The sequence below is a fragment of the Bradyrhizobium sp. AZCC 1721 genome (assembly GCF_036924715.1).
Classification (GTDB): domain Bacteria; phylum Pseudomonadota; class Alphaproteobacteria; order Rhizobiales; family Xanthobacteraceae; genus Bradyrhizobium.
Window position 1 is genome coordinate 5,503,381 of sequence record NZ_JAZHSB010000001.1, and the last position, 21,184, is coordinate 5,524,564.

Sequence of the window (21,184 nt, forward strand, 5' to 3'; positions counted from 1 at the left end):
GTCATGCCCCACCCCATCGTCGTCACCGTCATTTGCGACGGCCACAGGCCGGATTTTGTCTCTGACGAGACGACCCCGCACATGGCTCGCCTAAGGCGTGCAGGAACGTGGTTCGCAAATCACCGGGGAATTTTTCCATCGGCCACTCGCGCCTCCTCTGCCTCGATCGCCACCGGCTCATGGCCACGATCGCATGGCCTGCGCGGCAATACCGTCGCGCTGCCTGTGGTCGACGGGCATGAAGTCCATGACGCCGGCAAACCGGCGTTCTACGATACCTATCGCGATCACTTCGGCCGCCTGTTGGCGCGCCGATCATTGGCCGAACGCGTGGCACCTCTCAACGGCGCCGTCCTGTGCTCCAACGTCTCGCCCGGAGCGGCTTTCTTCCATGATTCGTACGGTCACGGAACCTTGCTGCATCGCGAGCTGTCTTACGCTCCGGGGCGACAGCCTCTCAAGGAGACGATCGATGCGCCGCCTGGAAGCATCGGTGATGCCTTGCTGACAGATCGCTTTCTTGCCGAGCTCGCCTCGAATCCGCCTTCGATCGCCACCTTGTGGTTATCCGAACCGGACAAGACGATGCACGCATTTCCACTTGGCTCGCCGGAGCATCTCCTCGCGCTGCGTGCGGTCGATGATCATGTCGGCGCGGTTGGTGAGGCAGTCGAACGGCTGCGGGATAACGGCCACGATGTTCTCCTTTTGATAGGCTCCGATCACGGACATGAATCCGTGACGGAAACAGTTCCGGTCGAGCGCCGACTGTTCGAGGCTGGATTCAAGAGTTCGCTCGAAAGCTCCGAAATTGCCGTCGCGCCGCAGGGCTCATCTGCTTTCATTCACTTTGGTGGCAGCGCATTGTCGCGCCGCGCCGAGGTCGCCTCCTGGCTCGGCGAACAGCCCTGGGCTGGCCGCATCATATCCGGCGAGGACCTTGCCGAACTGGGCCAGATCCCCGGCGACGATCTGCTGGCCGTCGATATGGCGAAGAGCTCGGGCTCAAACAGCAACGGCGTTCCCGGCCTGACCGCCATGGCGGTGCGGTTTTCCGAACAGGAGGACGCGACCCGTCGAGACCGCGGTATGCATGGCGGTCTGGGCGCTTACGAAACGCAACCAACGCTGATCGCAGTAGGGCGTGGCTTTGAGGCAGGCGCGTCGTACACGAGAACGAGCCGCATCATCGACATCGCGCCGATGGCACTGGCGCATCTCGAACTTCCTTTGGACGAGCTCGACGGAACTGCGCTGCAGAAGTGGCCGTAGCCCCGTGCACACGCTCCGCCGCCGTCAAGCACGCGCCCCCCAAATTGCGCCAACGCCATGGAGATAAGACGATATGGTCAGCATGACGCGCGACGCCGTTTAGTTCGATTCTCGACCGAGCTTCAGAAGCTCCATTTCGGCTGAGAACAGAGCTGTTTACCTAACGAACTCAGGACCTTGAGCCGCTGGCTGGGGCGGGAGGGATCGAACCTCCGAATGGCGGAATCAAAATCCGCTGCCTTACCGCTTGGCTACGCCCCAAAAGGCCTGGCCGGGACACGGGGCCGATCGATGCAATCCGTGCCCGGCACCGCCGGTCTATAGAGGGAGCCCCGCCATTTCAACAGGCAGCGGGGGCGAATTTCACCCAAAATCAGCTCCCTCGACGTGCCCCTCCATAAAGGGTCACTATAAAGGGTCACTGCTTCGGGTCTCCCGAGCCGGTTTCTCGCGCCCGGGCGGGAGCGATACCGCCCACCGGAGAGTTGAGAGAACCCCGGTTTCGTGGGAAGACGGCGGCAGCTCACTAGCCAAAAAGCGAGATTTTCGTCATGACTTACCGCGCGCCGATCTCCGACATCCTGCTCGCGCTCAACCACGGTGCCGGCCTGCAGGCGGCCGTGAAGGCCGGCCATTACGGCGATTTCGACGCCGAGATCGCCGCCGCCGTGCTGGAGGAAGCCGGCAAATTCGCCGGCGACGTGCTGGCGCCGCTGAACCGGGTGGGCGACGAACACGGCATCAAGCTTGCCGACAACAAGGTGACGACCGCGCCTGGCTGGCCCGATGCCTACCAGCGCTGGGCCGCCGCCGGGTGGAACGCGGTATCGGGCCCCGAAGCGTTTGGCGGCCAGGGCTTGCCGCTCGCCATCAACGCCGCCTGCACCGAAATCTGGAGCGCGTCGAACATCGCCTTCGGCCTCTGCCCGCTGCTCACGCTCTCGGCGATCGAGGCGCTCGACGCCCATGGCAGCGAGGAACTGAAAAAGATCTATCTGCAAAAACTCGTGTCCGGCGAATGGACCGGCACCATGCAGCTCACCGAGCCGCAGGCCGGCTCCGACGTCGGCGCGCTGCGCACCCGTGCCGAACGCGCCGGCGACGGCACCTACCGCATCAAGGGCAGCAAGATATTCATCACCTATGGCGACCACGACATGACCGACAACATCGTGCATTTCGTGCTGGCGCGCCTGCCCGATGCGCCCGCGGGCACCAAGGGGATTTCGCTGTTTTTGATTCCGAAATTCCTCGTCAATGCCGACGGCTCGCTCGGGAAGCGCAACGACATCTATCCGTCCGGCGTCGAGCACAAGCTCGGCATGCACGCCTCCCCCACCTGCACCATGACGATGGGCGATCATGGCGGCGCCATAGGCTACCTGATCGGCGAGGAAAACAAGGGCATGCTCTGCATGTTCACAATGATGAACCAGGCCCGCCTCGGCGTCGGCCTCGAAGGCGTCGGCATTGCGGACCGCGCCTATCAGCAGGCGCTGGCCTTCGCGCAAGAACGTAAACAGGGCCGCGCGATCGGCAAGAAGGGCGACGGGCTCGATCCGATCATCGTGCATCCCGACGTCAAGCGCATGCTGTTGCAGATGCGCAGCATGACGGCCGCGGCGCGCTCGATCTGCTACGCGACGGCAGTAGCGCTCGATATCTCCGCTCGCGCCAAGGACCCGAAGGTACGCGCCGATGCGGCCGCGCGCGGCGCGCTGCTGACGCCGATCGCAAAGGCATTCTCCACCGATATCGGCAACGAGGTGACGTATTTCGGCGTGCAGATTCATGGCGGCATGGGCTTCATCGAGGAGACCGGCGCCGCGCAGCATTATCGCGACGCGCGCATCACCTCGATCTACGAGGGCACCAACGGCATCCAGTCGATCGACCTCGTCACGCGCAAACTCGCGGCGAATGGCGGCGCATCGGTGTGGGCGCTGCTCGATGAACTCAACGGCATCGTCAAGCAGGTCGAAACCTCGAACGATCCCGCCTTCGGCACGACCGGCGCGAAGCTGCGCGAGGCGCTCGGCTCGCTCGAGCGCGCCAGCAAGTGGCTCCTGGAGCGCGTGGCGTCTGCGCCGAACGACGCGCTCGCCGGCGCCACGCCTTATCTGCGCCTGTTCGGCTCGACGCTCGGCGGCTGCATGCTGGCCGGCGAAGCGCTGGCCGCGAAGAGCCATGGCGATGCCGGCGATCCGCAGCGCTACGTGACGGTTGCGCGGTTCTTTGCGGAAAATATTACCGTGCAGGCGGGATCGCTGGAGAAGACGGTGACCGACAGCGCCGATGCGGTGAACGGCGCGGACGCGGCATTGCTGGGGTAAGTCCCTGTCGGTACCGCACACAAGTCCCAAAAATACACAATAAGTTCCATTGTGCCGCTCGTGGTTTTGAAGCAACACCCTTAAAAAAACAGATAATCCCGTACTCTCCGGCCGTTGCGCATTGATTTCGCAATCCGAAGAATGAACCCTGTCGCGTGCTTGTGTAATCAGGCTCATGCGGAGCCTTGGGAGGCCGGATCATGGACCCCTGGCAATTGGCGACGACGGCGCAGCGCCGCATCAACGTTCTCGCGGCCCTGGCTCTCGTGAGCTGGATTCTCGTTTGTCTCGCTGGCTTCGATTCGGCTTCCACCGAACGCGTCAGCGTTTCTGTCGTCCGCGCTTCCACCAAGAATGCTGCTGCTTCCATCGAGAAGGCCGAGGCGCCTTCAGTCGTGGAACGTCAAGAGCCATCTCTCACCGCAACCGCCGCGCCTACGCACACGCCGCCTGTGATCGCCCTGGCAAGCGCCGCCATCGATGCCATCGATGTGCCGATCCCTATCGCATCCGTGATCGAGAAAGCGCCTGACACAACGAAAGCTCCTGATACGTCGAAAGCTCCTGACACGACCGCGAGCTCGGATGAGCCGAAACCTGTTGTCGTGGCCGCGCTGACCGATCCGGCGGAGATACTGCCGCCGGAAGTTTCTTCCGCCGAGGTTGCGACGACGATCACGCCCGATTCCGCACCCGACAATGCCGTGCAGGCTGTGCGCACCATCGAAATCAACGAGGAATGCCTGGTCGCGGAGCCCTGCATCGATCGCTATTTGTGGGCTCTCTACGAGCGCGCGCCCAAGATCGACGCCATCAAGGTGCATGAGCGGAGGAAAGTGACGGTCAAGCGGAAGGGCAAGACGGTGACTGTCACCAAAACCTTTACCAGGCGTGTCGACGAGGATTTTACGTGGAAGGACCCGAAGGCCGCGGAAAGAGCCGGCATGACCATGATGGACTACGTGATCGGCGGCATGGACAAGAGCTTCAAGCTAAAGCTCTTTCATATGCTCCACGCGGCCGAGCAGGCCGGGCTCTCGCCCGGCATCACCAGCGCATTTCGCGATGACTACCGTCAAGCAATCGCCAGCGGCCTGAAGGCGGCAAGCGATCGGTCTTACCATGGCGGGAGTTTGCGTGGCGGCTACGGCCGCGGACTCGCGGCTGACCTGGTGAGCGTCAAGGGCGCAAGCCGGGCGCAGCGATGGGTCTCCACGGAAAAGTTCTGGAAATGGATCGACGAGCACGGCAAGGAATTTGGAATCGGACGGCCCTACCTCGACCGGGATCCGCCGCACGTCGGTCCGATCGACGGCAAGGAGTACGCCTCTCGCCGCGGCGGAACGAAGACGCAAGACGCGCAAGCGAGTGCAAAGAAGCGCGTCCGTGTGACCGCACGGCACGATCACAAGCGGCACGATCACAAGGCAGCAAAACCGGCGAAGACCGCGAAATTGTCGAAAGGCAGGACCATGTAACCGGTCCAAGGGACGCGCTTACCGCCATTGGCAGGAAGCGCGTAGCCCGCATGACCTCAGCGACATGCGGGACCGAATGAAGTTGACGTGTACTCCTTAGCGTCGCGAACTGGCCGCAGCGACCGTCAAGGCGATCGCTGCGGGATCGCAGCAGAGCACCATCAACAATATCAGCCAGCGAACCGCGGCTTCGGGTGCGGCACCGACCATCATCGCGAGATACTGGATCGGTCCTGCGGATGCCTCGATGCGCGAACGTTCGCCGGCCAGCGCCGCGCGTTGCGCCTGCAGTCCAACCAGCGTTGCGGTGGCCGTCTGGCGCTGCGTATCCAGCCCGTCCCGCGTCGCGCGCTCCTGTGTTGCGATGTTGATAGCCCGCGTCACCCGGCCGCGCCGTGTCGATTCATCCACGGCACGGTCGATTTGCGCGATGCGGTTGGCCAAATCGGCCACGACAGCCGATTGCGCCGAGACGCGGGCGTCGAGCGATTCGATGCGCTCGGTGACGCCGGAGCGCGCCGTGGCCGCGACGCTGACATGCGCCTCGACCAGCTTGCCGAACACGCCGGCGGCGTTGATCAGCGCAAGCCCTGCAACGAGCGCGACCATGACGAAACGCATTTTCCAGTTGGTCCGGCGCCAATGCGCCGCCAGCCATCCGGCGATCACCAGCTTGCCGGCCTCCATCGTGGCGGCAAGCACCATCACGGCAACCGGATCACCGGGAAATATTTCGGCCATGCCAGCGACTGAAAAATAGGCCGCAACCGTTGCCAGCGCGAGGGCCGCGGCAATGGCAAAGGTCCGGCTGGTGCGCTCGCTCCTTGGTGGGGCGGGAACGGGAGAAACGATCTCAGGCACAGCAGGCGCGGCGGAAACCGGCGGTGGCTCAAGCGGCGCGCTGGGCACCTCCGGCTCGCTACCGATCTCAGTAGCCTTGACTTCCGTTGCCTGGTCTTCCGTTGCTTTGACTTCCGTTGCCTTGGCCTTAGTCGCCCTGCCGGCCTTGGCACGCCCCGCCGCTGGAGCGGAGCGGCCACGTTTCTTTGCTGCTGGGGGCGTCTTGCCGGACGGTTCAGTGCTGAACTCTTCCGCCGGTGTCGCCACCAATCTGGGGGCGCGAGGTGAGGCATTGGCCCAGGCATCAAGCTGATGCCTGATGCGCGCAGCATCATTGTCGCCGTCCGTCAGTTCGGTCGCGGAGATCGCTCGCGTGGTTGCACGGCCTGTCATGGAGCCCTCGGAACCACGGCGACAACTGTCCCTGACTCGTGATCGTTGGCAACGTTTTCGACTTGCTCGCCAATCGCAAACTTCGACATCGAAAACTCCTTCTGGATTCGTCGATGCGATTATATCTCCACGAGCGGGCCGTAGCTGCTCAACGATTCGCCCTCCGGAATTTAGGACGCCGGTTGTTGCATGAATGTCTCATCCTGCTCGTCGCGCGAAACCGCCTCACACGTTACGCGCGAGGCGAACATGGCGCGATGTCAGGATTGAGTCCGAAATGTTGTCGAGAAGAAAATCAGTCGGACAATCCAAATCTTCCATGCGGCTGAGCGTCATTACGTTCCGAACAACGCCATGCATAACTGTTGCTGCATAATGACAGTCGGGCTAATCCGCCGCCGAGACCGTAGTTCTACGCTTTGCGAATCGCCCACGCCCGGATTCTACTTTCACCGCAATTGTTTCCCTTGAGCGTTCGACTAGATCGTCCCCGCGCCGAAAAGGCGCGGCTTTGCAGTGCGTAGTTTTACGGGCCGATTTCCTTAAAGGCCGGGCGCGCACCCTGCTGGCACGAACCCTGCATGGCGTGAGCGAACCGGGTATTCAGCAACGAAGGTCACCCATGCTCGTTACTCTCGTCGCCGTTCTCTGCAACAGCCAACTCTGTCTCGAAAAAATCGTCACCACCAGTGACCAGTCCGGCATCACCATGAGCGCCTGCGCGGTCAACGCGCAGATTGGAATCGCCGACTGGCTCGCCAAGGGCCCGTATCGCGAATGGCGATTGCAGCGCTACAAGTGCGTGCTCGGAAAGTACGTTCCGAAAAACGAAGCCTGAGGCGCCGCAGGCTGCCTCACGCGGGCGCCGTTGTTTGCCTGATATAACGAACTTGTTTGCGTCAACGTTCGTAAGCATGATCTCGCCTTCTCGCGGCGCGGCTAGCGCCCGAGGTTTGCATGAACCTTTTCCCTCAAAACAGAGGGAGCAGGGAATGCCGGGTGCTTGCTGCACCCGCGGTCTCGTGTGCAAGAGATGGAGTGAGATGCGCACACGAGCATACAGGTACAGCCGGAGCACTCCGGCATTCCCTGCGCAATGGTTTGACGGCTTATGCCGCGCTCTCCCTGGAGACGAATTCCTCTTGCCTCCATCACTGCCGGCTTGATGGCGAGATCGATCCGGTTGGATCAAATTCGCCACCGGCAGCTTGGCACCAGCCACGGGTGTCAGGACCACACGGTTTTGCCGTACGCTTCAGCGCCGTACGTCTTGCGCGCCGTGTTCGCTCACGGATAACCGCCCTGCGAACGACTTCTCGCGCCTGACGCTGTTGCGTCCACCGCATCCCACCCCGCGTCCGTGACGATCGCGATCCGCCCCTCGTGAGGGATGAGACGGCGGAATTTCTAGTGCTGATTTGGGGTGATCGAAAAGGAAATTGTTTTTTCGGAAGGGACTGGACGGGGCAAATCACGTTGATTTGGCTGATGAAATTAGTATTTGCGCGCAAGACCTGGAAGTGAGCACGCCAGTCGCTCGGCGTAAGTCGGGGTACGGGTGTTATGGGAACATCTGCGCTTTTTGAGTGGGGCCATGAAGGTCTAAACAGCAAGAGGGCGAGGCCCGTTGCGACTGCTCGTCATCAAATGCCGGCCGCATGCAGTCCATTGTGCGCCGCGCATTTTGTCACCAGGGTAATCGCGCGTTGCGAGCATAGTTTCTAGCTGGCTACCTTTCTTTGTCTTATAGTTTCTCGATGCCGGAATTCTACATTCAAAGAAAGCTGCACTGCGGCGATAAGCTCTTGATAGACAGCGAACTGGTCGGACAGAGCGGGATATTCGTCGTTCTTGCTGAGCCTGGCGCTGGAAAGTCGGACTTGCTCGACTTTCTGAGCAAGAGCTATGAGGTTCCCCGTCAGCCCGCAAGTCAGTTTGTTCATGAAGCTCCCGCTACGAAGAGCGTGCTTGTGATCGATGCACTCGATGAAGTGGCGCGTATCGGTGAGGAGAAAATCAACGAGATCATTGTAAAAGCGCGCGCATCGACGGCGACAACTGTCATTCTTGCAAGCCGTTCATACGTTTGGGATCAGGCGCGCACGACGGCGGTTCGCGATTGTTTCGGCATTGAGCCAACTATTTTGCGTCTCGAGCCATTCGATGACGACGAACAGCGCCAGTTGTTCGCAGACTATCTACCTTCCGAAGACTTCGAGGCGTTCCGAACCGAGGCGACCCGTTTCGAGCTCACGCCCATCCTAGGCAATCCGCAGTTTCTCAAGCTATTCGCCGACGCTTACGTGCAAGGTGGCCGGCGTTTCTCGTCAAAGAAGCAGATTTACGCAGATGCGGTACGCAGGCTTGCCAGCGAGCGAAGAAACGCTCCTGGAGCGACGGCTCGTCCGGAGATCGTCTCTATCGTCGCAGCAGCCAGCGAAATCTTCGCCAAACTGCTTCTTTCTGGCACTTTGGGCGTTTCAGCCAACGAAGAAATTGAAGGCGATGCCTATCCTTATCTCCGTAGCATCGCGTCGGATTCGGAAATCGCTGACTTTGCTCTGAACACACGCCTCTTTAAACCGACCGACACAGTCAATCGGCACGATCCCGTCCATCGGATCGTCGCCGAATATTGTGCGGCCGATTACCTGATCAAGCGCATCGAAGACACTACCAATACCTTTTCGTTAAGGCGGTGCCTTGCGGTTGTCGTTCCCAATTCCACGGTACGCAACGAACTGCGCGGCCTTTTGGGATGGATGGCCTCGCTGGGCAACCGCGAGACGCAGGAGACAATTGTCAAGCTTGACCCGTATGCAGTGTTTGCTAACGGCGATGCATCGCAGCTCGATTCATCGGTCAAACCGTTGCTGCTTAACGGACTAAAGTCGCTAGCTGAGAACGATCCATTTTTTCGGCGCATGGATTCATGGAGGAAGTTCAACGTCGCAGGTTTCTTTACGGTTGACATGATTGCGCATGTCCGCCCTCTCCTTTCTGGAGCCAATTCCAAAACGCATTTGCGCGGATTGATACTCGAACTCCTTTACGACACAGAAGCAGGAAGAGGCCTTGAGCAAGAGTTTCGAACCATCCTTCTAGACCCCCAGGCCGAAAGGCATGACCGAGACCAGGCATATCAAAACATCTCAGCGATCTCGAAAAATGGCCTGGTCAACGACTTCGACACACTGGTCACGCAGGCGACGCGCGACTCGCTTGATATTGCATCGCAGATTCTCCGAGACGAGGGGATGTCGCGTATGGGGCAGTCTCGCGCCCTCGCGTTCGTCAGAGCGCTTGCGACGCTCTATCCCGAAAGCCGGTTACGCGAGCACAGGTTCGGGTCGAGATATTTTATTCGTCAGGTCATATCGACGTTCAGCCTTAACGATACGCGATACCTGCTTGACGGCATCACAAGCAACCTCGCGTGCACATGTGCCAAAACCAAACCACATCGTTGCACTTGCCGTCGAGGAAGCAGCAAGATTGCCGGCTACCTTCTTGACCATTACTTCGAGCTTATGGTCGGCCCTCACGACCCACGTCAAATCCAGCGGTGGACTGAACGTCTTGTGTTTGAAAACCATAAAAACGCTGACCAAAGCAAATCTGTCGATGCGATGGCGCAGAACGCCGGCCTTCGCCGGGCAATCCAGATCTCAATGATTGGCGGATTATCCGATCCAGACCAAATCCTCGACACTCGCGTCAATTTCTTTATGAGCGCAACCCATTCCGGCTTGAGCTTTCGTGAAGGCGATTACGACGCGCTCGTGGACCATGCGCTTGCTGTCGGGAACGTCGTGCTTTGGCAACATCTGATCGTCTCTCACAGCCGTTACGATAGTTCAGCAAGAGGCCCCAATCCAACCAGAACTCGAATGAGAGCTCAGGCACGTTTGTCACCCGACCTGTTGCGTATCTGGACCAAGGTCAATCGAGCTAATCGCGAGCTCATTCGAAGAGATCACGTCAGATTTGGGCACTCTCGCAGGCATTACAAACGTATGGAGGCTCAGCGCAAAGCTGGTTTGCTCGCCAATTTTGAGGCTAACCGCGCGCTGATCGAAGCGGGACAACACTGGGGCTGGCTGGTTGCTTTGGCCCAACGCTATCTTCACGGCGCACACGAGGATGATCTGGTTACCAATGACGAACAGTTCATCGAAACTGCCCTGCTCAACTGCTTTAGCTTCATTGCTCCCGAGGTTCCTTCAATCGAACTAATAGCAGAGCAAGGCAGCACCAACGTTTTAATGGTCCTTGAAGCAGCTTGCCTTGCGAGCTTTCGTAAGACTGGAACGCTAGCAGACATTTCCCTCGATATGCTTCGTGCCGTAAAAGCTGGAGGCATAGGAGGATCAGCGTATCAGGAAGGCGAAGCTGAACGCTTCGAACTAGTCATTGACGGCCTGATCTTCTCGTCCGACGCCGACAAGATCGAATTCATAATTCGTCTCATCGAACCCCAACTGACTCGCACGGGAGATGCCGCTTCCGCCGTCTACATGCTCGATCGCCATGAAACTTTCGCGAACGTGAAAGGCGCGCTCGCTATTGATTGGCTCACACGTTATCCGGCTATGCCCTGGCATTCGCGGCAAACCTTATTCGGCATCGCCGCAACTCACGCGGACAGAGCTCAGCTCAATGCTCTTATTGAGACGCGCTGCAACGACCCTATAGATCCCTCCGATGGTGGTGTGACCCGCCGGAAATTCTGGCTGCTGCGCCATTTCTTTTTCATACTGCCCACTTCCGACGCAAGATGGGCAGAGTTCAGCGCCGATCCAATAGCGATACTTGAGATCGAGCACTATTCGGGCCGGCTTGGCCGGCATGACTCACAGGGATGGCCGCAACTCAACGCAGAACAGGTTTATCGTGTCCTCGACGCGTTCGTTTCAGTGTGGCCGAAGGTGTCCTTGCCAAGCAGTTGGGGCACTGGCGACCCGCCAGGAGAAACCGCTTACAGATTCCTGACCGATGTAGTTTTCACCATCGGAAGAGACGATCCTTCGAACTCTATCCCGGTGTTTGATCGAATATTGTCAGACTCCAGGTTTTCTGACTTCTGGAACTCGGTTAAGAGCCAACGCGCAGAAGCGGTCAGGCAGCAAGCGCTATCCGGTTTTCGCGCTCCAACGCCGGCCGACGTCTCACAACTTCTCGACGATAGCAAGATTGCGTCCGTAGAGGACATGCGGGCCCTACTGATCGAGCTTCTGGATGAATTTCAGCACCGGCTAAAGGGAGATGCAACAAATCCTGTCGAGGTGTTTTATTCAGGCGACAAGCGCGTCAACGAAAATAAAGCGCGAGACCGGATCGTCGACAGGCTGCAGGATCTTTTCCGTGCGCTCAACCTTGGCGTTGTCGTCGAGCACCAAATGGCCAACGAGAAGCGCTGTGATTTTACAGCCTCCGCCATAATCGACAAATCTCAAGTCATTCTCGTGACCGAACTAAAGGGTCAGTGGAATCCTGAACTCTACACCGCTGCTTCGGTTCAGCTTGCGGCGCGTTATACCATATATCCGGGGGCAGCAGATCAGGGCGTGTACCTGGTCCTATGGTTCGGCGGCGATGAAAAAATCGCGGGTCGGAAAGACCCTTCGATAACTTACCCCGCCCTGCTGCGCGAGGAGATCATTAAGAGAATGCCCACGGAGCTCGCCGGCAGGATAGACGTCTATGTGCTCGATGTATCGCGTGCGAAGACTGCCAAGAAGAAAAATGAGGCAACGAAGACTGCCAAAACAACTCGCGCAAAGTCGGCAGCGACCACAAAGACCCGCACAACGGCCGCGAAGAAAGTTACAGCGAAGCCTTCTGCGCACCGCGCGAAGAAGGCAATCTCCAAAGCTATAAATAAAACAGCGGCTAAGAAGGGAACAAAGACTGGTGTCAAGCGCACCAAAAAGATCGCCGTCAAGAGCTCAAAGACGAGCGTCAAGCGAGCGAAAAAGAGTGTCGTCAAACGAACGAAAGCCAGGAAGGTGAGCAAAACGACAAAGTCGCGTCGCTAGCTGCGCGCTTTTTACTCACAAGGGCCCGCTTTCGCGTAGTCATCTGCCTTGACATGCGCCTTAGCGAAAGCGGCCAAGGGTCTCCTAGCTCATTTCGGGACGATCGGGCGGGATCAGAGCGCGCATCGCGGGCAGCAAGGAGTAACAAAGCCCGTAGGATGGGTGGAGCGAAGCGATACCCATCAATTGCTACGCAAAACAGTGATGGGTTTCGCTACGCTCTACCCATCCTACAGAATCTACGAAATCGGCTTCAGCCCCGCCTCGATCGCTGCCCGTCGCGGCTCCAGGAACGGCGGCAGCGCAAGCTTTTCGCCCAGCGTTTCCATCGGCTCGTCCGTCGCAAATCCCGGGCCATCCGTCGCGATCTCGAACAGGATGCCGTTGGGCTCGCGGAAATAGAGGCTGCGGAAATAGAAGCGGTCGATCTCGCCGCTGTTGGGGATGCGAAACTGGTTCAGGCGCTGGGTCCAGGCGTGGTACTGCGCCTCGTCCGGCGTGCGGAATGCGACATGGTGCACGCCGCCGGCGCCCTGCTGCGCGACGGCTAAACCCTTGGCTTCGATCACGTGCAATTCGGCGGCGGGGTTACTCTGTCCCTTTGCCTCGCCCATCTCGAACACATGAATCTCGGCACCGTGGGCGGCATACTCGCGCACGCGACGCATGTTCATGACCTCGGTCAGTACGAAGGCGATGCGTGACAGCTCGTGCACGGTCAGCACGATCGGACCGAGGCCGCGGATCTGGTGCTCGACGGGCACTGGGCTGCGCTCCCATGGCGAGGCCGGCCCCACACCGCCATCGTCGACCAGCACCAGCCGCTGCCCCTCGCCGTCCTCGAACGGCAGCGTCAGCCGGCCGTCGACTTCGATGATATCGCGGGCCGCTGCGCCCGCCTTCTTGAGGCGATCCCGCCAGTAACCGAGGGTCTTCTCGCCGGCGACGCGCAGCCCGGTGCGCGAGATCGAATTGGTTCCGCGACGTTCGGGAGCCGCGGGAAAATCGAAGAAGGTGAGATCGGTGCCGGGATTGGCTTTGCCGTCGGCATAGAACAGGTGATAGGCGCTGACGTCGTCCTGGTTGACGGTCTTCTTCACCAGCCGCATGCCGAGCAGGCCGGTGTAAAACGCCAAATTCTCCCGCGGCTTCGCCGAGATCGCGGTCAGGTGATGAATTCCGCCTAGCTGCATTGCGTTGTCCTCGTAGTCACTTCGGTGGGCGGGACAGTTTGGCCTCTTGCTGGATCATGTAGGATGTGGCCACCGTCATTGCGAGCCAACGGGTCGGGCGAATGCCGGCCCGATGACAGGCTCCGCGAAGCAATGCATTCCTTCTTTATGCGGTACCATGGATTGCTTCGCTGCGCTCGCAATGACGTGGAAAAGTCAAACTACCTACTAATGTCAGTGCCATGAGAAATCTCCTCCGTCCCATCCTTGCATTGTTGATCTTGCTTGCGCCTGCGACGCTATCAGGCGCCCAAACCACCGCGCCGGTGGACCTGCGCATTCTCGCGATCAACGATTTTCACGGCTACCTCCGTCCGCCGCCGGGCGGAATCACGATCGCCGATCCCGAGGACCGGACGAAGAAGGTCACGGTCGCCGCCGGCGGTGCCGAGCATATGGCGACGCTGGTGAGTCAGCTTCGCGACGGGCGCAAGAACTCGATCTTTGTTGCGGCCGGCGACCTGATCGGCGCCAGCCCATTCCTGTCGGCGATGTTCCATGACGAGCCGACGATCGAAGCGCTGTCGATGATGGGGCTGGCGCTTTCCTCCGTAGGCAATCATGAGTTCGACGAGGGCAAGGACGAACTCTTGCGCATGCAGAATGGCGGCTGCCATCCGGTCGACAAATGCCAGGGGCCGCACCCGTTTACGGGCGCGAAATTTCGTTATCTCGCCGCCAGCACGATCGAGAAGAGCAGCGGCAAGACGGTGTTTCCTTCTTACGAAATCCGCGCGTTCGACGGCATCCCGGTCGCCTTCATCGGCCTGACCTTGAAGGGCACCCCTGGCCTCGTTGCACCTGTCGGTGTTGCCGATCTCGAATTCCGCGACGAGGCGGATACGGTGAACGCGCTGATCCCTGAACTGAAGGCGCGCGGCGTTGAGGCCATCGTCGTCCTGATCCACGAAGGCGGATTGCCGGCCGGCGACTACAACGACTGCCCCGGCGTTTCGGGGCCGATCGTCGATATCGTGAAAAAATTCGACAAGGCGGTGGATGTCGTGGTCTCCGGCCATACTCATCGCGCCTATGTCTGCGAGATCGACGGCCGGCTCGTTACCTCCGGCGACAAATACGGCACGCTCGTCACCGCGATCGATGTCAAGCTCGATCCCGTCACGCGCGACGTCATCAGCGCCAAGGCCGACAACACCATCGTCCGCACCGCAACGCTGGCGAAGGACGCCCAACAGACCGCGCTGATCGAATCCTATGACCGGCTGGCCGCGCCGATCGCCAACCGTCCGGCGGGCTCGGTGACCGCAACGCTATCGCGCGTGCCCAACGCCGCCGGCGAGAGCCCGCTCGGCGACATCATCGCCGATGCGCAACTCGCCGCGACCAGCAGCGAGACGAAAGGCGGCGCGGTCATCGCGTTCACCAATCCCGGCGGCGTGCGCGCCGACGTAACGCGGAAGGAAGATGGCGCGGTGACCTATGGCGACGTGTTCGGCAGCCAGCCGTTCCGCAATCAACTGGTGACGCTGACGCTCACGGGCAAGCAGATCAAGGACATGCTGGAGCAGCAATGGCTCGATCCGAAGCGCCCGCGGATCCTGCAGGTGTCGAAGGGATTTGCCTATGCGTGGGACGCGACCAAGCCTGACGGTGAACGCGTGCTGCCCGAGCGGATGTTGCTGAACGGGCAGCCGGTCGATCCGACCGCGAGCTATCGCGTCACCGTCAACAATTTCCTTTTCGTCGGCGGCGACGGTTTCACCGTGCTCACGCAAGGAACCGCGCCGCAGGTCGGCATCTACGACGTCGACGCGCTATACGCCTATTTCAAGGCCAGCAGCCCGGTCAGCCCGACCGCCGCCGATCGCATCACCAGGATCAACTGAGCCGAAAGGCCGGAGGCCTTTCCGAGCGGCTCTTAAGAGCCTAGATTAGCCGCTCCTTACCGGCGCGTTCCTTATACGCCAGGATTTTTGCATGACGCTGCTTCTGACCCATACCGCCTGTCTCGACCATGTCACGCCTCCGGGGCATCCCGAGCGCCCCGACCGGCTGCGCGCGGTCGCCGAGGTGCTGGGGGAAGAGCGTTTCAAGCCGCTCTCGCGCGGCGATGCGCCGGAGGGCGATCTTGATTCCGTCACGCTTTGCCATGGCGAACATTATATCGGCGAACTCCGCCACATCGCCCCTCAAAGCGGGATGATCTATATCGACGGCGATACCTCGATGTCGCCGGGCACCTGGGAAGCGGTGATGCGCGGCGTCGGCGGTGCAGTGGCTGCGACGGATGCAGTGATGTCCGGAACCCACCAGAACGCTTTCGTCGCGGTGCGCCCGCCCGGCCATCATGCCGAGGTCTCGAAGCCGATGGGCTTCTGCTTCTTCGACAATGTCGCCATCGCCGCACGTCACGCCCAGCGCAAATACGGCATCGGCCGCGCCGCGATCGTCGATTTCGACGTCCATCACGGCAACGGCACGCAGGACATCTTCTGGCACGATCCGACCGTGATGTATTGCTCGACGCACCAGATGCCGCTGTTTCCCGGCACCGGCGCCAGCGGCGAGCGCGGCGAGCATGACACCATCGTCAATGCCCCGCTGGCTTCCGAGGACGGCAGCGCAAAATTCCGCGCCGCGTTCGAAAACCTGATCCTGCCGCAATTACAGAAGTTCTCGCCGGAACTGATCATCATCTCCGCCGGCTTCGACGCGCATTACCGCGACCCACTCGCCTCGCTCAACCTGAAGGCGGACGATTTCGGCTGGGTGACCCGCAAGCTGATGGATGTGGCGGACCATAGCGCCGGTGGGCGGGTCGTCTCAGTGCTGGAGGGCGGCTACGACCTGCAGGGGCTGAAAGAGTCGGTGGCGGCGCATGTCACGGCGCTGATGGGCGCGTAAATCTCCGCCACAATAGGCCCTCAAAAGCCCTTGTTTCGACGCGTTTTCTTCACGCGAGCCGGTGCCCACGTCGCTCGAAAAACGCTACACTTTGATTCCGCGCCTCAATGGCGCGCATTCGGGAACTTGATATGGCCGAAAACAACCAGATGGACGTCAAAAAACTCTCCTTCGAGCGGGCGATCGAGGAGCTTGAATCGATCGTGAAACGGCTCGAGGACGGCAAGGTGCCGCTGGAGGAATCGGTCGCGATCTACGAACGTGGCGAGGCGCTCAAGCGCCGCTGCGAAGAATTGCTGCGGCAGGCAGAGGCCCGCGTCGACAAGATCACGACCGATGCGAACGGCCAGGTCACGGGGACCGAGCCGCTCGACGTGCAGTAAACCTGCCGTCCAGTCTTTCGGGGTTCGCGCAACAATCGGGAATATTGGGCAAATTCCGCCCTCCCGGCCGTGGGAGGCGGACCAGCCGAATTAGTTCCTTGCCCCCCGCACAGCCTGATATAGTCCGCCGACATTTGGGGACAGTACGTGCGCGTCGAGCACCGCCATATCATCTATATTCAGGGCTACGATCCGCGCGGGCTGGCGCAATATTACCGCATGTTCCGGACCGAGCTGCGCAAGTTCGGCCGGCTTTATCAGCTCCAGGCCACCATCAGCCGGCCAAAGGTGGCATCCGACGACGAGATCGCGTCCTGGACCATCGATACCAAGGCTGAGGACTGGCAGACACGCACGTCCTACGACTTCCTCCGGTTCGAGGACTTCATCCAGCAAGACCTGGCGGCGCCGATCTGGCGCACGGTGTTCAGCGCGGTCTGGATCTATTGGCGTCTCCTCTTCTCCGGCACCATCGCCCGCTTCGGCAAGGCGAACTGGCGTTTTGCGACTTTCATCACCTATCCGCACCTGATGCTGTTGCTGGAAGCCGCGTGCGCTGCGGCCATCGCCTTCGTGTTCGAGAAAGGCCTGAACGCCATCGGCATTCCCGACGCATTCAGCATCGCTACGGCCGCCGCCATCTTCGTGGCGCTGCTCGGGGCCGTGCTGAAATATACGGAGAATGCCACCTACGTGCTTTATCTCCTGTGCGACACGATCTGGACCTGGGAGTTCTCGCACCGCGAGCGCCAGGAATGGGACCAGCGCATCGACCGTTTTGCGCAGCATCTGGTCAATGTCGCCAAGAGCACCGACGCCGACGAGATCGTCATCGTCGGCCATAGCTCCGGGTCGTTCCTGTCGACGGAAATGCTGGCGCGTGCGCTCAAGCTCGATCCCGCGCTCGGCCGTCACGGGCCGCGGATCGTGCTGCTGACGATCGGCGGCAATTTTCCGATCGTCGGCTATCACGCCGTATCGAAAGAATTTCGCGAGCATCTGCGGATGCTGGCGGTCGAGCCGTCGGTCGACTGGATCGACTGCCAGGCCCGCAAGGACGTGATGAATTTCTACCAGTTCGACCCGATCACGAGCCACGGCATCGACGCAGGCGCCGCGCGGCGCAACCCCAAGATCGTGCCGGTTCGCTTCCGTGACATCATCCGGCCCGAGCACTACGAGAAATTCCGCTGGCAGTTCTTCCGCGTGCATTTCCAGTTCGTAATGGCCAACGAACGGCCCAACGCCTACGACTTTTTCATGATCGTCTGCGGGCCGGTCCCGCTCAGCGCGCGCATGGCCGTCCCCGACGCTGCGCTTGATGTCGCCACCGGCGATTCCGGAGCGCGCGATCGGGCCTGGAAGAGGATCGAAGCGGCCACCGCCGCGGCCACAAGTGCCGCCGATTTGAGCAAACTGGAACCATCCGCCCGCCGCAGCGGTTGAAAAATCGAAATTTTTCGGCCCTGCGCCCCGGAACCGAATCGGCCCTCCGGGTTGGCTTTGGCGGCGGCTTTGGTGTAAAGCTTGCGGTTCTATGCGCCGGGGAAGGCAGCCTGCCGGGCAACTTTCCACGGCTGCAAGCACCTCAAATAGCTAAAGAAACTGAACCGGGAAGGGTTAGAAGCGACTAAGTGATGCATATCACATGGTTTAAACCGGAGTGCATCTAGGCTTTCAAATCAGGTACCGGCCTGCCGGACTGGCAGGCGGGCCCGGATTTTCGCGGCGCGGTTAACGCGCTTCCCGTCTCGCGTCGGGCCTTTATCCCGACATGCAAAATTGGAATATCGCAGTGACCACATATAGTAAAACGCCGCTTCTCGATACCATCCGCACGCCCGACGATCTTCGCAAGCTCAAGATCGAGCAGGTGCGGCAGGTCGCGGACGAACTCCGCCAGGAAACCATCGACGCCGTCTCGGTGACCGGCGGCCACTTCGGCGCCGGCCTCGGCGTCGTCGAACTGACCACCGCGATCCACTACATCTTCGACACGCCGCGCGACCGCCTGATCTGGGACGTCGGCCACCAGGCCTACCCGCACAAGATCCTGACCGGCCGCCGCGACCGCATCCGCACGCTGCGCACCGGCGGCGGCCTTTCCGGCTTCACCAAGCGCAGCGAGAGCGACTACGATCCGTTCGGCGCGGCGCATTCCTCGACCTCGATCTCGGCCGGCCTCGGCATGGCCGTGGCGCGCGACCTCGCCGGTGGCAAGAACAACGTGATTGCCGTGATCGGCGATGGCGCGATGTCGGCGGGCATGGCCTATGAGGCTATGAACAATGCGGGCGCGATGAATTCGCGTCTGATCGTCATTCTCAACGACAACGACATGTCGATTGCGCCGCCGGTCGGCGCGATGAGCGCGTACCTGTCGCGGCTCTATTCCGGCAAGACCTACCGCTCGCTGCGCGAGGCGGCCAAGCAGATCAACAAGCGTCTGCCCAAGATCCTGGCCAACCGCGCCAACCGCGTCGAGGAATATTCCCGCGGCTTCATGATGGACGGCGGCACGCTGTTCGAGGAGCTCGGCTTCTATTACGTCGGCCCGATCGACGGCCATAACCTCGACCATCTGCTGCCTGTTTTGAAGAACGTCCGCGACATGGAAACCGGCCCGATCCTGGTTCACGTCGTGACCCAAAAGGGCAAGGGCTACGCCCCCCGCGGAAGCCTCCGCCGACAAGTATCACGCCGTGGTCAAGTTCGACGTCGCCACCGGCGCGCAGGCCAAGGCCAAGCCGAATGCGCCGGCCTACCAGAACGTGTTCGGCCAGAGCCTGGTCAAGGAAGCCGAGAAGGACGACAAGATCGTCGCCATCACCGCCGCGATGCCGTCGGGTACCGGCGTCGACATCTTCAACAAGTCATTTCCGGAGCGCACCTTCGACGTCGGCATTGCCGAGCAGCATGCGGTGACGTTTGCGGCGGGGCTTGCCACCGAAGGCTACAAGCCGTTCTGCGCGATCTACTCGACCTTCCTGCAGCGCGGCTATGACCAGGTGGTCCATGACGTTGCGATCCAGAGCCTGCCGGTCCGCTTCGCGATCGACCGCGCCGGCCTGGTCGGCGCCGACGGCGCCACCCATGCCGGTTCGTTCGACAACGCCTATCTCGGCTGCCTGCCGAACTTCGTCATCATGGCGGCGTCCGACGAAGCCGAACTGGTGCACATGGTCGCCACGCAAGTCGCGATCAACGACCGCCCGAGCGCGGTGCGTTATCCGCGCGGCGAAGGCCGCGGCGTCGAGATGCCCGAGGTCGGCATCCCCCTCGAGATCGGCAAGGGCCGCATCGTCCGCCAGGGTAGCAAGGTCGCCCTGCTCTCGTTCGGCACGCGAATGGCCGAGTGCGAAAAGGCTGCCGACGAACTCGCCGCCCACGGCCTGTCCACCACCATCGCCGACGCCCGCTTCATGAAGCCGCTCGACGTCGATCTGGTGCTGAAACTGGCGCGCGACCACGAGGTGCTGCTCACCATCGAGGAAGGCGCGATCGGCGGCTTCGGCTCGCATGTCATGCAGACGCTGTCCGACCACGGCATGCTCGACGGCGGCCTAAGGATGCGTGCGATGATCCTGCCCGACGAGTTCATCGACCACGACTCGCCGAACGCGATGTATGCCCACGCCGGCCTCGACGCCAAGGGCATCGTCGCCAAGGTGTTCGACGCGCTCGGCAAGGACTACAAGACCGAGACGGTCAAGCTCGCCTGAGGCACAGCCCCTTCGGTTCTGCCCTGATCAGAACTGAAGGTCTGGCTCTTTCGCAGGTAAACCCATGAAGATCTATCTGGCAGGTCCCGATGTGTTCCTGCCGGACGCCATCGAGATCGGGCGCCGCAAGGTCGCGATCTGCGACCGCCATGGCGTGAGCGGCCTCTACCCCCTCGACAATACGGTCGATCTTGCAGCCGCTGACGCCTCGCTCGCCATTTTCAAGGGCAACGAAGCAATGATGGATGCGGCGGACGCGATCATTGCCAACCTTACGCCGTTTCGCGGCCCCAGTGCCGACGCCGGCACCGTCTATGAACTCGGCTACATGGCCGGTCGCGGTAAGCTGTGCCTGGCCTATAGCAACGACCCCGCGGTTTATGTCGAGCGGGTAAAGCGGAACTACGATGTGACCAGATCCGCCACCGGCCACCTGATCGACGGCGACGGGCTGGCGGTGGAAGATTTCGGCCTGCCCGACAATCTCATGATGATCCACACGCTCGATCTGCATGGTGCTAGACTGGTGACGCCGCGGCAGCGGCCGCAAGATATCTGGCACGATCTCACCTCGTTCGAGGCCTGCGTCGCTGTGGCGGCGGATCGCGCTACCGGCAAATCGGACTGA

The 21,184-nt window shown here is 60.9% G+C and carries 12 protein-coding genes, 1 tRNA gene and 1 pseudogene; 11 read left to right on the plus strand and 3 right to left on the minus strand.

What is annotated here, in order from left to right:
• The first annotated feature begins 3 nt into the window (after positions 1-3).
• Complete coding sequence (locus tag V1273_RS26485) at positions 4-1,272, plus strand: alkaline phosphatase family protein (RefSeq protein ID WP_334411410.1); 1,269 nt, start codon at positions 4-6, stop codon at positions 1,270-1,272.
• A 186-nt stretch (positions 1,273-1,458) separates the two neighbouring features.
• Here V1273_RS26485 and V1273_RS26490 read toward each other — a convergent pair.
• Positions 1,459-1,533 (minus strand) — tRNA-Gln (locus V1273_RS26490).
• A gap of 290 nt (positions 1,534-1,823) precedes the next feature.
• Between V1273_RS26490 and V1273_RS26495 the strand changes: the two genes are divergently transcribed.
• Both V1273_RS26495 and V1273_RS26500 read left to right on the plus strand, forming a co-directional pair.
• Positions 1,824-3,605, plus strand: a complete 1,782-nt coding sequence (locus V1273_RS26495; RefSeq protein WP_334411411.1) for an acyl-CoA dehydrogenase — start codon at positions 1,824-1,826, stop codon at positions 3,603-3,605.
• Positions 3,606-3,805: 200 nt separating this feature from the next.
• The gene (locus tag V1273_RS26500) at positions 3,806-5,083 is read left to right on the plus strand and encodes a hypothetical protein (RefSeq protein ID WP_334411412.1); all 1,278 of its coding nucleotides are present in this window, start codon (positions 3,806-3,808) and stop codon (positions 5,081-5,083) included.
• Between the two features lie 96 nt (positions 5,084-5,179).
• On the opposite strand, the gene V1273_RS26505 is transcribed toward V1273_RS26500, so the two are convergent.
• On the minus strand, positions 5,180-6,316 hold the full coding sequence (locus V1273_RS26505) for a hypothetical protein (protein ID WP_334411413.1): 1,137 nt from the start codon (positions 6,314-6,316) through the stop codon (positions 5,180-5,182).
• 622 nt (positions 6,317-6,938) lie between these two features.
• On the opposite strand from V1273_RS26505, the gene V1273_RS26510 reads away from it, so the two are divergent.
• Entirely contained in the window at positions 6,939-7,154 is a 216-nt protein-coding gene (locus tag V1273_RS26510; protein WP_057843360.1) for a hypothetical protein, read from the plus strand.
• A 919-nt stretch (positions 7,155-8,073) separates the two neighbouring features.
• A complete protein-coding gene (locus V1273_RS26515; protein ID WP_334411414.1) occupies positions 8,074-12,354 on the plus strand; it encodes a hypothetical protein in 4,281 nt (1,426 codons plus the stop codon).
• A gap of 239 nt (positions 12,355-12,593) precedes the next feature.
• Here V1273_RS26515 and V1273_RS26520 read toward each other — a convergent pair whose 3' ends face one another.
• The gene (locus V1273_RS26520) at positions 12,594-13,547 is read right to left on the minus strand and encodes a ring-cleaving dioxygenase (protein WP_334411416.1); all 954 of its coding nucleotides are present in this window, start codon (positions 13,545-13,547) and stop codon (positions 12,594-12,596) included.
• 221 nt (positions 13,548-13,768) lie between these two features.
• On the opposite strand from V1273_RS26520, the gene V1273_RS26525 reads away from it, so the two are divergent.
• From V1273_RS26525 to V1273_RS26550, 6 genes and pseudogenes are all read left to right on the plus strand, one after another.
• A complete protein-coding gene (locus V1273_RS26525) occupies positions 13,769-15,433 on the plus strand; it encodes a bifunctional metallophosphatase/5'-nucleotidase (protein ID WP_334411417.1) in 1,665 nt (554 codons plus the stop codon).
• Positions 15,434-15,524: 91 nt separating this feature from the next.
• Positions 15,525-16,451: a histone deacetylase family protein gene (locus V1273_RS26530; RefSeq protein WP_334364194.1), complete on the plus strand. Its 927-nt coding sequence runs from the start codon at positions 15,525-15,527 to the stop codon at positions 16,449-16,451.
• 131 nt (positions 16,452-16,582) lie between these two features.
• Positions 16,583-16,834, plus strand: coding sequence for an exodeoxyribonuclease VII small subunit (locus V1273_RS26535; protein ID WP_028346794.1), 252 nt, complete (start codon positions 16,583-16,585; stop codon positions 16,832-16,834).
• Between the two features lie 147 nt (positions 16,835-16,981).
• Complete coding sequence (locus V1273_RS26540) at positions 16,982-18,280, plus strand: hypothetical protein (protein WP_334411418.1); 1,299 nt, start codon at positions 16,982-16,984, stop codon at positions 18,278-18,280.
• 328 nt (positions 18,281-18,608) lie between these two features.
• Positions 18,609-20,556 (plus strand): annotated as a pseudogene (dxs, locus tag V1273_RS26545) (1-deoxy-D-xylulose-5-phosphate synthase).
• Positions 20,557-20,620: 64 nt separating this feature from the next.
• Entirely contained in the window at positions 20,621-21,184 is a 564-nt protein-coding gene (locus V1273_RS26550) for a nucleoside 2-deoxyribosyltransferase (RefSeq protein ID WP_334411419.1), read from the plus strand.

What these genes read in the sequence shown, in the direction of transcription:
- V1273_RS26485 (WP_334411410.1), top strand. Translation starts at nt 4, where the DNA reads ATGCCCCACCCCATCGTCGTCACCGTCATTTGCGACGGCCACAGGCCG.
- V1273_RS26495 (WP_334411411.1), top strand. Translation starts at nt 1,824, where the DNA reads ATGACTTACCGCGCGCCGATCTCCGACATCCTGCTCGCGCTCAACCAC.
- V1273_RS26500 (WP_334411412.1), top strand. Translation starts at nt 3,806, where the DNA reads ATGGACCCCTGGCAATTGGCGACGACGGCGCAGCGCCGCATCAACGTT.
- V1273_RS26505 (WP_334411413.1), bottom strand. Translation starts at nt 6,316, where the DNA reads ATGACAGGCCGTGCAACCACGCGAGCGATCTCCGCGACCGAACTGACG.
- V1273_RS26510 (WP_057843360.1), top strand. Translation starts at nt 6,939, where the DNA reads ATGCTCGTTACTCTCGTCGCCGTTCTCTGCAACAGCCAACTCTGTCTC.
- V1273_RS26515 (WP_334411414.1), top strand. Translation starts at nt 8,074, where the DNA reads ATGCCGGAATTCTACATTCAAAGAAAGCTGCACTGCGGCGATAAGCTC.
- V1273_RS26520 (WP_334411416.1), bottom strand. Translation starts at nt 13,547, where the DNA reads ATGCAGCTAGGCGGAATTCATCACCTGACCGCGATCTCGGCGAAGCCG.
- V1273_RS26525 (WP_334411417.1), top strand. Translation starts at nt 13,769, where the DNA reads ATGAGAAATCTCCTCCGTCCCATCCTTGCATTGTTGATCTTGCTTGCG.
- V1273_RS26530 (WP_334364194.1), top strand. Translation starts at nt 15,525, where the DNA reads ATGACGCTGCTTCTGACCCATACCGCCTGTCTCGACCATGTCACGCCT.
- V1273_RS26535 (WP_028346794.1), top strand. Translation starts at nt 16,583, where the DNA reads ATGGCCGAAAACAACCAGATGGACGTCAAAAAACTCTCCTTCGAGCGG.
- V1273_RS26550 (WP_334411419.1), top strand. Translation starts at nt 20,621, where the DNA reads ATGAAGATCTATCTGGCAGGTCCCGATGTGTTCCTGCCGGACGCCATC.